Annotated in this window: 12 protein-coding genes and 2 pseudogenes; 11 read left to right on the top strand and 3 right to left on the bottom strand. The window is 37.6% G+C overall.

What is annotated here, in order from left to right:
* Positions 1–566 precede the first annotated feature (566 nt).
* From RI196_RS11805 to RI196_RS11765, 9 genes and pseudogenes are all read left to right on the top strand, one after another.
* A complete protein-coding gene (locus tag RI196_RS11805; RefSeq protein WP_063388601.1) occupies positions 567–1,163 on the top strand; it encodes a YphA family membrane protein in 597 nt (198 codons plus the stop codon).
* Positions 1,160–2,062 carry a YIEGIA family protein gene (locus RI196_RS11800; RefSeq protein ID WP_063388600.1) on the top strand — a complete coding sequence of 301 codons (903 nt, stop codon included), beginning with the start codon at positions 1,160–1,162 and terminating at the stop codon, positions 2,060–2,062. The genes RI196_RS11805 and RI196_RS11800 overlap by 4 nt, the downstream gene beginning before the upstream one ends.
* Entirely contained in the window at positions 2,053–2,241 is a 189-nt protein-coding gene (locus tag RI196_RS11795) for a capping complex subunit for YIEGIA (RefSeq protein WP_066251964.1), read from the top strand. Before RI196_RS11800 ends, RI196_RS11795 begins: the two co-directional genes overlap by 10 nt.
* 190 nt (positions 2,242–2,431) lie before the next feature.
* A complete protein-coding gene (gene der / locus RI196_RS11790; RefSeq protein WP_063388598.1) occupies positions 2,432–3,742 on the top strand; it encodes a ribosome biogenesis GTPase Der in 1,311 nt (436 codons plus the stop codon).
* Positions 3,743–3,761: 19 nt separating this feature from the next.
* Positions 3,762–4,805 (top strand): NAD(P)H-dependent glycerol-3-phosphate dehydrogenase, encoded by a 1,044-nt coding sequence (locus RI196_RS11785; protein ID WP_311066280.1) that lies wholly within the window; start codon positions 3,762–3,764, stop codon positions 4,803–4,805.
* Between the two features lie 114 nt (positions 4,806–4,919).
* Positions 4,920–5,120 carry a DUF2768 domain-containing protein gene (locus tag RI196_RS11780; protein WP_063388596.1) on the top strand — a complete coding sequence of 67 codons (201 nt, stop codon included), beginning with the start codon at positions 4,920–4,922 and terminating at the stop codon, positions 5,118–5,120.
* A 20-nt stretch (positions 5,121–5,140) separates the two neighbouring features.
* On the top strand, positions 5,141–5,854 hold the full coding sequence (locus RI196_RS11775; RefSeq protein WP_311066279.1) for a YphF family lipoprotein: 714 nt from the start codon (positions 5,141–5,143) through the stop codon (positions 5,852–5,854).
* Between the two features lie 170 nt (positions 5,855–6,024).
* On the top strand, positions 6,025–7,503 hold the full coding sequence (gene spoIVA, locus RI196_RS11770) for a stage IV sporulation protein A (RefSeq protein ID WP_063388595.1): 1,479 nt from the start codon (positions 6,025–6,027) through the stop codon (positions 7,501–7,503).
* A gap of 396 nt (positions 7,504–7,899) precedes the next feature.
* A pseudogene (locus tag RI196_RS11765) lies at positions 7,900–9,200 on the top strand (arsenic transporter).
* A gap of 88 nt (positions 9,201–9,288) precedes the next feature.
* Here RI196_RS11765 and RI196_RS11760 read toward each other — a convergent pair.
* From RI196_RS11760 to RI196_RS11750, 3 genes and pseudogenes are all read right to left on the bottom strand, one after another.
* A complete protein-coding gene (locus RI196_RS11760) occupies positions 9,289–9,954 on the bottom strand; it encodes a YwrJ family protein (RefSeq protein WP_375338754.1) in 666 nt (221 codons plus the stop codon).
* A gap of 71 nt (positions 9,955–10,025) precedes the next feature.
* On the bottom strand, positions 10,026–10,898 hold the full coding sequence (locus tag RI196_RS11755) for a hypothetical protein (RefSeq protein ID WP_066251960.1): 873 nt from the start codon (positions 10,896–10,898) through the stop codon (positions 10,026–10,028).
* Between the two features lie 369 nt (positions 10,899–11,267).
* Positions 11,268–12,031, bottom strand: a pseudogene (locus tag RI196_RS11750) (CotH kinase family protein).
* 337 nt (positions 12,032–12,368) lie between these two features.
* Between RI196_RS11750 and RI196_RS11745 the strand changes: the two are divergent.
* Both RI196_RS11745 and hbs read left to right on the top strand, forming a co-directional pair.
* Complete coding sequence (locus RI196_RS11745; RefSeq protein ID WP_311066278.1) at positions 12,369–12,560, top strand: CotG/ExsB N-terminal domain-containing protein; 192 nt, start codon at positions 12,369–12,371, stop codon at positions 12,558–12,560.
* Between the two features lie 337 nt (positions 12,561–12,897).
* Positions 12,898–13,176, top strand: coding sequence for a non-specific DNA-binding protein Hbs (hbs, locus tag RI196_RS11740; protein WP_063388591.1), 279 nt, complete (start codon positions 12,898–12,900; stop codon positions 13,174–13,176).
* Positions 13,177–13,319 lie beyond the last annotated feature (143 nt).

The following is a 13,319-nucleotide window of genomic DNA, read 5'->3' as shown; positions in this document are numbered from 1 at the left end:
CCCTGTAATAAGCTGTTATTGTTCGAAGCCTTGCCTAGTATATAGCTTCCATATCACTTCAATAAGCTGTCTTTTGAGTTCTGCAGTATCGGTTCGATTTTTGCTAAGCTGCTCTATATCGTGATTATATGTGCGAACAAAATTCTTCACTGCTTTTAATAAGCAAGCGATACGTCCGTTTTGCGTTCGTATCTCCATTAAAAATCAAAACTTGTGCAGATAAACAAGTGATACATCCAGCCTGTATTCATTAGCCCACAATTTTTTTGCAGAAAAACTCCCTCCTAAAAAAACAAATAATGATTTAGAAGCCTTTTTTTATGAAAAGAAATTATACGGACATTCTGCCATTAAACAGATCGGCTTATGAGTTCTAAAAAAATAGCGAAAATTCATTTCTTGACGGGCAGTGAAATGTTTACATTTTCCTCTCACAGCAATCCATCAGCAATCAATTCTCCCACAGCCCTTTAACTGCTTTTTATACGCTTTTAGCTTTGGTTTCAAAATTTGTACGGTTAGCATCCATAAATTTTTCACATAATGGAAATAGTAGGAGGTTGGAGATGGAAGGAATATATTATTATTGGTTCATGTGGATGATTTGGGTAATTGTAACATTTTGGCTTCCAAAAACGGATGCTCGTTTTTGGCTCTCCTTTTTTATATTGTTAAATATTTTAGGAAGTGCAACGTTTATACACTTTACACAAATACATGTTGGTTTTTCGTATATCTTATTTGCTTTGCTTAGTTTTTTCATCTTGTATAGAACTAAGCGTTTATTTTATTCATTATTTTCCGTTTTGATCATTACGGTTGCCTATGCAGGAGTCAAGCTGTTTTATTTATTTGATCCTGTCTGGTTTTTACTTGACGTTCAGATGTATTTATCTATATTAGGAGTCATTTTATCCAATATGCTGAGCAAAGATTTTTTTGAAGGAATGGCATTTTTTATATTGGGGTCTTGTTACGGAGAAGCTCTTTTTTCGTCTGCAGTTTATTCTTATTATCGGCCGATTGTAATAGGCGACTTTCCTTTTCTTGATATGCTGTCAATCGGAATCTTTTCATTGCTCATATGGGCGTCATTCAAAACATTCGCTGCTTCTTTAGAACATATATTCAAAAAACATGCAAGGGAGAGGCAAGGGTCATGAATGAATACACGCTTCCTATTTTTTATGGTGTCTTCGTAGGTGTGTTAGCCCGTCTTTTTATGCTAAAAACCGATTATCGCCAATATCCAACATATTTGCACGGAAAAATTATTCATATCGCACTTGGATTTATAGCGGCGGGACTCGGCACGATTGCTGTTCCGGCCATAATGGAAAAGGAGTTTACTGCCATTACTTTTTTAACGTTGGCTGCATCGCAGTTTCGCGAAGTCCGCAACATGGAAAGAAATACACTGTCAGAGCTCGATCAATATGAGCTTGTTCCTCGGGGAAGTACATATATTGAAGGAATTGCAATCGCCTTTGAAAGCAGAAATTATTTAGTGATTTTCACATCTTTATTTGTTACGCTTGCTTATTTAATCTTTGGCTTTTGGATGGCTCTTGTGATGACGGTCGTTTGCTTTATCATTTCTAAAGTGTTAATGTCTGGAGGCACATTGAAAGATATTGTTGACATTCAATATGTAAAGCCGCATTTTGACGGTGCAGGCTTGTATGTCGATGACATTTATATTATGAATATCGGCATCCCGGAAAAACGTGAACTAGTTTTAAAATATGGCATGGGGTTTATTTTGACACCAAAATCATTTGATGCGAGAACAACGATTGCCAACATCGGACAACGTCAGGCGATTCTCCATGATGTCTCAACTGCGCTGGGCGTAAACCGCGATGCGGGTGAACCATCTTTAGTCCCATTGGCAAAACGAGATCTTGAGGATGGAAGAGTCGGCGTGTTTGTGCTTCCTCAAAAACATGATTTGGATATCGCCATTCGAGTGATCAGCAACGTGCCAACGCTTGAAAATGCCATTCGCATGCCGACGGAGTCGAAGGCAAATAGGAAAGGTGAGAAAAAACGATGGTTTTAGAGAAAGCGGTTTTAGCGGTCGTTACGACAAATGAGAAAAAAATAAAAGGCGGTGCACCTGTTTTTATTTGTGATAACCAAAAAGAAATGGATTCGATTGCAAAAAATTTAGAAGCGATTCTAGATGGAATTGCTCATGCCATAAGCGAGGAAATATATATCATTGTGAAACATTTTTAAGGCAGTTGTTCAATTTCATAAACTGCTATATAATAGGGTAGTTGGAAAAAAGCTTGGTAAAAAACTTCCGGGGCATGCCGAAAAAGGAGTTAGGCGAAAACATGCTGCGATTTCTTGAAGGCGTAGCCCCTTTAACATTATACATAGTGAAAAAATGCGATGAGTTTTAAATTAGGAAGGAAGTTTTAGTATGCCGAAACCTGTTGTGGCTATTGTCGGTCGACCAAATGTCGGCAAATCGACGATTTTTAATCGAATTGTCGGTGAACGTATTTCAATTGTAGAAGATATACCTGGTGTTACCCGTGACCGTATTTATGCACCTTGTGAATGGCTGAATTTCCAATTTAACTTGATCGATACAGGTGGAATTGAAATTGGGGATGAACCGTTTCTAGCACAAATTCGTCATCAGGCGGAAATTGCGATTGAAGAAGCAGATGTAATTATTTTCATTACAAACGGTCGAGAAGGCGTAACTCCCGCTGATGAAGAAGTTGCAAAAATATTGTACCGCTCAAACAAACCCGTTGTCCTTGCCGTTAATAAAATGGACAACCCGGATATGAGGGAAAATATATATGAATTTTATTCTCTTGGCTTTGGAGAACCGTACCCGATATCAGGAGCGCATGGGCTCGGACTGGGAGATCTTTTGGATGCAGTATGCAAACATTTTCCAAAACCCCAATCAGAAAATGATGATGAAGGCATCATTAAATTTTCTTTGATTGGCCGACCAAATGTCGGCAAATCTTCCTTAGTAAATGCTATTTTAGGAGAAGAAAGAGTGATCGTCAGCGAAATTGCTGGAACAACACGAGACGCTATTGACACTAAGTTTACGTATAACAAGCAGGAGTTTGTCATCATTGATACAGCTGGCATGAGAAAAAAAGGAAAAATTTATGAGACAACAGAAAAATACAGTGTTTTGCGGGCGCTTAAAGCGATTGAACGCTCTGACGTAGTGTTAGTTGTTTTAAATGCAGAGGAAGGAATTATTGAACAAGACAAGCGAATTGCTGGCTACGCCCATGAAGCCGGGAAAGCCGTTGTCATTGTAGTAAACAAATGGGATGCAGTGGAAAAAGATGAAAGAACGATGAGAGAGTTTGAAAAAGATATTCGCGATCAATTTTTATTTTTAGACTATGCGCCAATCGTCTTTTTGTCTGCAAAAACGAAGAAAAGATTGCACACATTAATGCCTCAAATTATTCTTGCCAGCGAGAATCATGCGATGCGTGTCCAAACAAACGTATTGAATGATGTGATCATGGATGCCGTTGCTATGAATCCGACTCCAACGGACCATGGTACGAGATTAAAAATCTATTATGCAACACAAGTTTCTGTTAAACCGCCTACATTTGTCATATTTGTAAATGATCCGGAGCTTCTTCATTTTTCATACGAACGTTTTTTGGAAAATCGCATTCGCGATGCATTCGGGTTTGAAGGAACCCCTATTAAAATCATTGCGAGAAAAAGAAGATAAATAAAAGGAAGTGAGCAATTTGGCGAAGGTGGCAATATTGGGAGCTGGAAGCTGGGGAACAGCGCTTGCAATAGTTCTTTGCGACAATGGTCATGAAGTGTATCTTTGGGGACATCGGAAAGAACATATAGAAGCGATCAATCGTACAAAAAAAAATGAGAAATATTTGCCAAATGTCCCATTGCCGGACAATTTAACCGGATTTTATTCCTTAAAGGATGCGGTTGAAAATGTGGAAACGATTGTCTTGGCAGTCCCGACAAAAGCGATAAGAGAAGTGCTGAGTCAATTAAGAGAAGCCATTGATCGGACGATTTTAATTGTCCATGTTTCAAAAGGGATTGAGCCGGGTTCATTAAAAAGAATTTCCGAAATTATTGAAGAAGAAATGCCTCCTCACCTTTTGAAGGACGTAGTTGTATTATCAGGTCCAAGCCATGCGGAAGAAGTGTCTTTGAGACAGCCGACAACAGTGACTTCTGCGAGCAAAAATATTCAAGCAGCAAAATTTGTTCAAGATTTATTTATTAACCGTTATTTTCGTGTGTATACGAATCCGGATATAATCGGGGTTGAAATTGGAGGAGCGCTGAAAAACATTATTGCTTTAGCTGCCGGAATCAGCGACGGTCTTGGATACGGGGACAATGCGAAGGCTGCTTTAATAACTAGAGGATTGGCGGAAATTTCGAGATTAGGCTGTAAAATGGGTGCCAATCCATTAACATTTTCTGGTCTTGCCGGAATCGGCGACTTAATTGTCACTTGCACAAGTGTGCATTCCCGCAATTGGCGTGCCGGCCATTTGCTAGGAAAGGGTAAAAAACTAGATGAAGTTTTAGAAAGCATGGGAATGGTTGTCGAAGGAGTAAGAACAACAAAAGCAGCTAAACAGCTTTCTGAAAAATATTCAGTAAAAATGCCGATTGCCAATGTCCTTTATGAAGTGCTGTTTCACGAAAAAGATCCGAAAGAAGCAGTCGAAGAGCTTATGGCGAGAGTTAAAACGCATGAAATGGAAGATCTTGTGAACATTTTAGAAAATCGAAATGAAGAACTGTAGCACATTTCCCAGCTGCTTCAGTTTTTTTTTGAATTCGATTCTTATATGGAAAACAATTGCGTGAAAAAGAGCATATGTTAAAATGATTGGTAGGAATAAAAGGAGTGGATCACAATGTCAGAAGGTCTAATGAAAATGTGGATTGCTCTCACAGCGATGGCCTTTATGTTTATCGCGGTCTTTTCCATATACTTGAGCCGTTTTAAACTAAAAGGATTTTTGAAATCTATCACAGCAGTGATTGCTTATTTTTTTATGATTTTAGCAGGAATTATCATTTTTTTCGTAGTCTTTTCCGGACCGACAAGCGAGTAGGCAAAGTGAGGAAGACGAGGATGAACAAGAAAAGCATAATGAAATCTTTCATCTCTATCATGTTTGTTTTGCTTTTATCTGGATGTTTATACCCAGAAGAACGATTACATAAAAATGAAATACCTTATGAAGCGCAAATACAATCCGTGCAAAAAGCAGTAGAACAATATAAAGCTGATACGGAAGGGCTTTTGCCGATTAAAACGAGAGACAAATCAACGCCTATTTATGAAAAATACCCTATTGATTTCAATCTGTTGATTCCTGAATATTTGCCTGAGCCCCCTGGCACCGCGTTTGAAAATGGAGGTATTTACTTATATGTTTTAGTCGATGTGGAAAAAAATCCAACCGTAAAGCTGATCGATTTACGAATAGCAGAGGCGATCCGTGAACTAAAGATGAGGATCAATGCTCATGAATATCCTCCTTATGAAAAGCAAATAGCGAAAAATGTATTTACACTGAAGTATAAAAAGCTAGGATTAAAAGAGCCTCCTCATGTGAAGAGTCCGTACTCAGGGGAAAATCTTCCGCTTGTGATCGACAACAATCGAGAAGTTTACGTTGATTACAGCTTAGATTTATACCGTGCCATTAAGGAATCAAAAAGATCATTCAAAGAGGGGGAAGATATCCGTCATTTGCTAGTAGAAAACTCTCCGTTCGTCCCTGCATTTTCCCTTCCATATACTGTGAATGAAAAAAATGAACCGGTATTTTTAATAAAATAAGTCATGAACCTTTTTCTTAAGAATACAATTTAAGAGAAAGGTTCTTTTCTTTTTGGAAGAAATTCTTTTTTTACAGTCATAACTAGATAGGACAACATCATAAATATGTAATGACTAAAGAATTGTAAATGTATGGATGTTATAAGACTTGAAAGTCGGGAGGGAATCACTTGGAAAAGGTAGATATTTTCAAAGACATTGCAGAGCGAACTGGCGGCGATATTTATCTAGGGGTCGTTGGTGCAGTTAGAACTGGTAAATCAACATTCATAAAAAAGTTTATGGAATTAGTTGTTCTTCCCAATATTGAAAATGAAGCGGATAAAGCACGTGCTCAAGATGAGCTCCCTCAGAGCGCAGCAGGCAAAACCATTATGACAACGGAGCCAAAGTTTGTCCCGAATCAAGCGGTCACCGTCCATGTTGATGAAGGCCTTGATGTCAATATAAGATTAGTAGATTGCGTAGGATATACAGTGCCTGGTGCAAAGGGATACGAAGATGAAAATGGGCCGAGAATGATCAACACTCCATGGTATGAGGAGCCGATCCCGTTTCATGAAGCAGCGGAAATTGGCACCCGCAAGGTTATTCAAGACCACTCAACAATTGGTGTAGTCGTCACAACAGACGGTTCAATTGGCGAAATTCCTAGAAAAGATTACGTAGAAGCGGAAGAACGAGTAATTGAAGAGTTAAAAGAAGTCGGAAAACCATTTATTATGATTATTAATTCTGTGCATCCTCATCATCCGGATACGGAGGCTTTAAGAAAAGAATTAAATGAAAAATATGATATTCCAGTTCTTGCTATGAGCGTGGAAAGCATGAGGGAAATTGATGTAACGAATGTATTGAGAGAAGCGCTTTTCGAATTTCCTGTCTTGGAAGTCAATGTGAATTTGCCCAGCTGGGTGATGGTGCTGAGAGAAGATCATTGGCTTCGCACGAGCTATCAAGAAACGGTGAAAGAAACAGTAAAAGATATCAAACGTCTGCGTGATGTCAATCAAGTTGTCCAGCAGTTCAGTGAGTATGATTTTATTGAGCGGGCTGGACTAGCTGGTATTCAAATGGGCCAAGGGATTGCGGAGATCGATTTGTTTGCGCCGGATGAGCTGTACGATCAAATTTTAAAAGAAGTTGTCGGTGTTGAAATACGCGGGAAGGATCATCTGCTTGAGCTCATGCAAAATTTTGCACACGCTAAGGCGGAATACGATCAAGTAGCCGATGCTTTAAAAATGGTAAAACAGACAGGTTACGGCATAGCAGCACCGGCTTTATCAGATATGAGTCTGGATGAACCGGAAATTATCCGCCAAGGATCGAGATTCGGCGTCCGGCTCAAAGCAGTCGCACCTTCCATTCATATGATTAAAGTAGATGTTGAATCTGAATTTGCACCGATCATTGGCACAGAAAAACAAAGTGAAGAGCTTGTGCGTTATTTAATGCAAGATTTTGAAGAAAATCCTTTGTCCATATGGAATTCCGATATATTCGGAAGAAGCTTAAGCTCGATCGTCAGAGAAGGAATACAGGCAAAATTGTCGTTGATGCCTGAAAATGCCCGCTACAAATTAAAAGAAACATTGGAAAGAATCATCAACGAGGGGTCAGGCGGGCTCATAGCAATCATATTATAAAAGATCAAAAGGTCAAAAACAACGGTTTTTTGGCCGTTGTTTTTTTCACAAGGGGCAAACGAGTGAGCCCTGTTTTTTTGACAAGAAGTTCTGCCCTGCGTTTTCCGGCCTTTGAAAAGACACATCATTTTTTTTTAAAGGTTAAACAACTTAGCGAAAAAACCGACAAGTGAATCGATTTCCGAGATAATAGTAGATAGTTTTTTGCGGATTTAATAGAAAATGGGTTGTTGATAGATGGCAGAGATATTGTTAGACACATATTTATATAGTACAGGTGATAAGGAGTGATAGAAACCATGGTGGATATTTAAAAAGAACCTGACGGTAAGGAAGAAGGGAAATAGTTTGCTAGTTGACCGCGATTTAGTGATTTTATTCGTGTTTTTCATAACGATGATCTTGATTTTTTGGCGCCCCCGCGGAGTAAATGAAGCATTTCCAGCAACAATTGGGGCACTTATCATATTATTCGTTGGGGGAATCAGCTTTCAAGAATTGTCGGAAATTGCTTTAAATGTAACAGAAGCTTCTGTTACGATTATCGCAACGATTGTTATGGCAATCGTTCTGGAAAGCTTTCGTTTTTTCGAATGGTGTGCTCATCAGTTGGCATTTAAAGCTAACGGATCTGGAATCCGATTGTTTTGATATACGAATCTTCTCTGTTTTTTCATGACTGTCATATTTAATAATGACGGAAGCATTTTAATTACGACTCCTATTTTACTGCTACTTCTTCATCACCTTCGTTTAAAACATCACGAAAAAATTCCGTACCTTCTAAGTGGAGCGCTGGTTGCCACCGCTTCAAGCGCGCCAATTGGTGTCAGCAACATTGTAAATCTGATCGCATTAAAGATTGTAGGAATGGATTTATACATGCATACGGCAATGATTTTCGCACCTACTGTGACCGGGTTGTTGCTAATGGTCAGTTTGCTCTTTTTCGTTTTTTATAAAGACATTCCAAAAAGGGTGATAAACGTGCCAAAAGATGAGAACTTTTTCATCCAATCGTATCATCCTTTGAAGCCTAAATTGTTGCCAAAAGTTTTTAAAGAGAAGACAAGTATGATGATGAAAATGTTGATGTTTGTGATCGTTGTTCGAATCAGTCTGTTTGTCGCTTCACTTTTCGAAATCTCGATAGGGCTTGTGGCTCTGTTTGGTTCAATCGTTTTATTAACGGTGCGATGGTATAAGCTTCGTTTAAGTCCAATCGATGTTTTAATGAAAGCACCATGGTCAGTATTTCTGTTTGCTTTTTCCATGTACATCATCGTTTATGGCTTGAAAAATATCGGATTAGTTACTTTTTCCTTCAGCTGTTAAAGCCGTTGATGACAGATGTAGCAAGCGGAATTTTTTGGATGGGCGGACTGATCACTGTTTTATCCAATATCTTTAATAATCACCCGGCATTAATGATCGGTTCAATGGTGCTTACAAATTTCGGATTGGACGAAATCACGTTAAAAACAGCTTATTTAGCAAGCATCATCGGCAGTGATATCGGCTCATTGCTGCTTCCGATCGGTACGTTAGCGACGCTCTTATGGATGCACATTTTAAAAGAGAACGGAATGAAAATCGGCTGGGGAAAATATGTGAAAGTAACATTTGTTGTCATTCCGCCAACATTAATATTTACGATGTTCTGTTTATACTATTGGATCAAGCTTTTGTTTGTATAATGTTAAAAAATGGGGTGTGCTTCACCCCATTTTTTTCATAAATTGAAGCAACGGTTTAGGTGAAACGTATTTAAGAAGGCGGAAGCGTTTACGGAACGTGCACTGTTTTTATATGGGAAATTTTTAAAAACACCGTGTGGCTTTCAGCTGTTACCAATTCGACGAAGTTTTGCTGAACAGACTTTATCACTCCGATTTTTCCTTGTTTTTCCCCAAGATCAAATACAACTAATTTGTTGATGAATTTTTTTAATTGTTCCTCAAAGGTGCGGTTAACGGTGATCATGGCGGGCACCACTGGCAATTCATGTTCGTTTAACGAGTATGGCGTTGTTGTGTTTTGATATGGAATGAGCCATTTTAAATGCTGAAAAGACACTAAAACATATTTAAACACAGGGGAATAAAAAACAAAGTAGTCAGTTAAGACAGATGTAATATAACCGTGTAAAGCTTTATTTCCAGTTACATATATTTCAACAAACATTCCTTTAGCATTGATTAATATTTTTCGGTAGGAAATGGAATCTTCCTCAATAAACATTGGTTTAATCGTTTTGTGATCGTATTTAATCGGATTTTCGTCATCATATTTTTCCAAACTGTGTAAATGTAGAAGAGGAATATATATATATTTATAACCATTATAAAGCACGATCACATCTAATCCTTCGTCAACTAAAATTCCGATAATTTCGTTTTTGCCGCTTATTTCTGCTTTTACTTGTTCGTCAATAAGTTCAGAAAATCTCAAAACTTCAATGCCTCCTTTCTTTGAAACACTGAAACAAAAACAGAGGGGGAATTTGATGGCGGAGACGCTAGCTAACCTTTCCAACGATAGTGGACAGTTTTGACTACTTTTTCAGGATGCGGCATTGATTGCAACTGTATCTCTGCTCTTTCTATATAGGCATTCGAAGCTCTTCTTCTATCATCTGGCATTGACCGTTTAGTCCTTCTATCAAGATCATCGGTTCTAACATGACGTTCTGAGTGTGAGTAAGTGTTTTTATGCTCAATCTCGTACGTGCTTTGTCCGCTTTTAGAATCTTTTTCCGTTGAAGTTCTTTTATCACGATCGGATCGATCTTTTTTTTCAGTTTGTTTGTTCTCATTTTTTTTCTGATCACGGGAACCTTCAAAAATGCTTCGAACGTGGAACGGCTGAATTCGAATGACTTCTTCTTTGTTAATTAAAATGAATGTCCCATTTCCGCTGTATGACAGAACACCTTCGAGCGCTTCCGGTCCTCCCAAATTAATGGAAACCCATTTATGAATAAAATAATTGAGTATTTCATCAAATGTTTTTACTTTCAAATAGCGGACGGTTTCCTTTTCTTCAGCGTTTTTGCTTTTGTTTAATGAGAAGCTTTTAATATGCTCCAAATTGAGATAGATCACCTGATCATCTTTGTAGAGAACAGCATAATGATTTGTTACATCTAATAACTTCCCGCTCATTGCTTCAGGGCCGCCTTGGTTAATTTGAAGGTATTCGTACTGAAATAATTTCATTAGGTGGCGGAAGCTGTCGCTTTTCGAAGCGTTTTGTCCAACATCTTCCAGTCGTAAAGGTTTGAAATTTGTCTTAGAATTTTCTGTAATGCTTTTAATGTGTTTCAATTGGTAGTAAACAACATTGTTTGATTCGAATAAATAGAGGGCCAAATAATCAGTTTTTACATCAAGCAAGCAAACCGCTTTTGCTTTCAGGACCGCCTCTATTCACCTTAATCATTTTTCCAACAAGCGACTTTACATATTGATAAAATTTTTCTCCAGCTGCAGTCATTTTCTTTAACCTCCCTTGGCATTCAACCATACAGGTCAATCATAATGTATTTATACGTTCAAAATGGGAGAAAGCAACAGAACATTTACCCAATTCATGAAAAATAAGCGATCGCCTATTTGCGTCGTTCAACTTGCTAAAACATTAAATGTGAAGCGATAAATTGATTTCTTTTCGAGATAAAATCGAGAATTTGTGAAGGCTGTTGATTAAATTCGTCAAGGGTATATTGGAAATAAGGATCTTTGCTAATAAACTTTTTCACTTGTTCATAATAACCGTATACAGCATCTATCAAATTTTTTTACCGTAAATTGATGTTGTATAGTGTCATATAAAAGTTGTTGGTAAAGTTTTTTATACTTTTGGGCGTCTAGCAGCCTTGCCGTTAAAGTGTTAAATCCTTCTACCCGAACATAGTCATGTCGAATTTTTTCTCCGTTGACATCAATTCCCCATGTCGCATCGTAATCCCAGGGAATAATATGAAAACGGCTTGTTTCTCCATGTAAGTAAAGTGCGTAATTGTGAACAAAACCATCGTAATTTTGTGTGCAAATAACACCTGTCAGCCATTTTAATATTGCTCCACGTCTAAATATTGTTCAATTTCTTCAGAAAATTGGGACGAATTGCTTGTATTAACAAAATAAATAAATTGTTCGAACTTACTAAAATCGTCATTTTCCCCGTATTTTAGCTCATATCCTTGTGATAAGCTTTTTTTTACCTTTTGGTCTAAATCGCTGTATAACGAAAAATTAGCATCACCATCTATTGCATAAAAAATTGGGCCTTTAGGCAGTTTTCTTTTTGCTAAAAAATCTTCATTGACGGATTCAAGGCGTAAATAAATGCCTTGATGGATTCTATTGATCGATAAAAGGGTGAATTTTGTTTCGGGGACGTATACTCCTATACGGTCGAAAAAATAATAAGAAAGCTTATTGCGAATCAGTGAAGGATCAAAATATTCCGCATTTAAATGAAATTCCTTTTCGTTATTGTATTGTGAAGGACGGTAATATTTTATAAAAAAAGATTTTTTTTCGCTTTTCTAGTATGAGAGCCACGATACATTATATCCGCATCGATCTTCTTCTTCCCTAAATAAACCATGCCGGGAACTCCGTCTTCATCCCATTTATTTTTTGTAAAAAAAGCAAATCTTTCGGATGAATGTATAAGAAAATTTTCTCCAAGTCTTTTTCCATTTGATCCCTCTTTTCTCTGTTTTTCATTTAAATAGTATGAATGTGGATAAAACATGCCACTGTTGGTAAACGCACATTTTTTTAACGATTTAAAGGTCCAAACGAATTAATGTAAAGACACATATGCTATACAAAATAAAAGGGGAGGGCAGAATAGTGATTTCCGAAAAAGTGATTAAAGAAGCATTTCATAGGGGGGAAGAAAAAGGGTTGAAACATTTTTATTTCCAAGAACCTGAAGGAAGAAGAAGATCGGATAAAACAAGCGGGAGCCGGGATTTTAAACATACGAAAAGAAAAAAAATTCGGCGCTTTGAAAACGGAAATATGTGGGAGATGCGTTTTTAAATGATGGAAGGGTTGACTGCTCATGCAGTCTCCCTATATTGTTTTGGCGAACTTTTTGCCAAATCGATTGAAAAATGACTGAAATTAATAGAATTGTGCTTGATTCTGCCATTATTGTTATGATAATCTTTTTACAGAAATTCTTCTCTCATAAGGATGAATCATCCTTTGCAACCAATTTGAAAATGAAAAACTGTTGAAATGAAATATTGTTTCATTTATGATAAGCTAGTCACCAACTTCTTGTTGTTGCATGTATAGAATTCTTAAAAGCTGTGAAGAAATGTATAATAGCTGGATTTTCATGAAACTTTTTTGGGAGGAGGTGAAACATTAAATGAACAAAACAGAATTAATCAACGCTGTAGCAGAAGCTAGCGAATTATCCAAAAAGGATGCAACGAAAGCTGTAGATGCTGTTTTCGATACAATTTTAGAATCTTTGAAAAAAGGTGACAAAGTTCAACTCATCGGTTTTGGAAACTTTGAAGTGCGTGAGCGTTCAGCGCGCAAAGGTCGCAATCCTCAAACTGGTGAAGAAATTGAAATTCCGGCAAGCAAAGTGCCTGCGTTTAAACCAGGCAAAGCTCTTAAAGATGCAGTTGCTGGCAAGTAATGAAATGAACGCACACAATTAAGAAATGAGTAGCGACTACATATGCTCGCTGCATTTCTTCACAGAATAAGCCCCTTTTTGGGGCTTTTCCTATTTAGGCGAGATTGTTCAAAGGTTTTATTGAAAAGATTTCTGTTCTATTT

This window comes from Aeribacillus composti (genome assembly GCF_031760945.1).
Lineage (GTDB): Bacteria > Bacillota > Bacilli > Bacillales > Aeribacillaceae > Aeribacillus > Aeribacillus composti.
This window is presented reverse-complemented; position numbering and strand designations above follow the sequence as displayed.

Bases quoted from the DNA above. Each gene is read 5' to 3' on its own strand.
- RI196_RS11805 (WP_063388601.1), top strand. From the start codon at position 567: ATGGAAGGAATATATTATTATTGGTTCATGTGGATGATTTGGGTAATT.
- RI196_RS11800 (WP_063388600.1), top strand. From the start codon at position 1,160: ATGAATGAATACACGCTTCCTATTTTTTATGGTGTCTTCGTAGGTGTG.
- RI196_RS11795 (WP_066251964.1), top strand. From the start codon at position 2,053: ATGGTTTTAGAGAAAGCGGTTTTAGCGGTCGTTACGACAAATGAGAAA.
- der (WP_063388598.1), top strand. From the start codon at position 2,432: ATGCCGAAACCTGTTGTGGCTATTGTCGGTCGACCAAATGTCGGCAAA.
- RI196_RS11780 (WP_063388596.1), top strand. From the start codon at position 4,920: ATGTCAGAAGGTCTAATGAAAATGTGGATTGCTCTCACAGCGATGGCC.
- RI196_RS11775 (WP_311066279.1), top strand. From the start codon at position 5,141: ATGAACAAGAAAAGCATAATGAAATCTTTCATCTCTATCATGTTTGTT.
- hbs (WP_063388591.1), top strand. From the start codon at position 12,898: ATGAACAAAACAGAATTAATCAACGCTGTAGCAGAAGCTAGCGAATTA.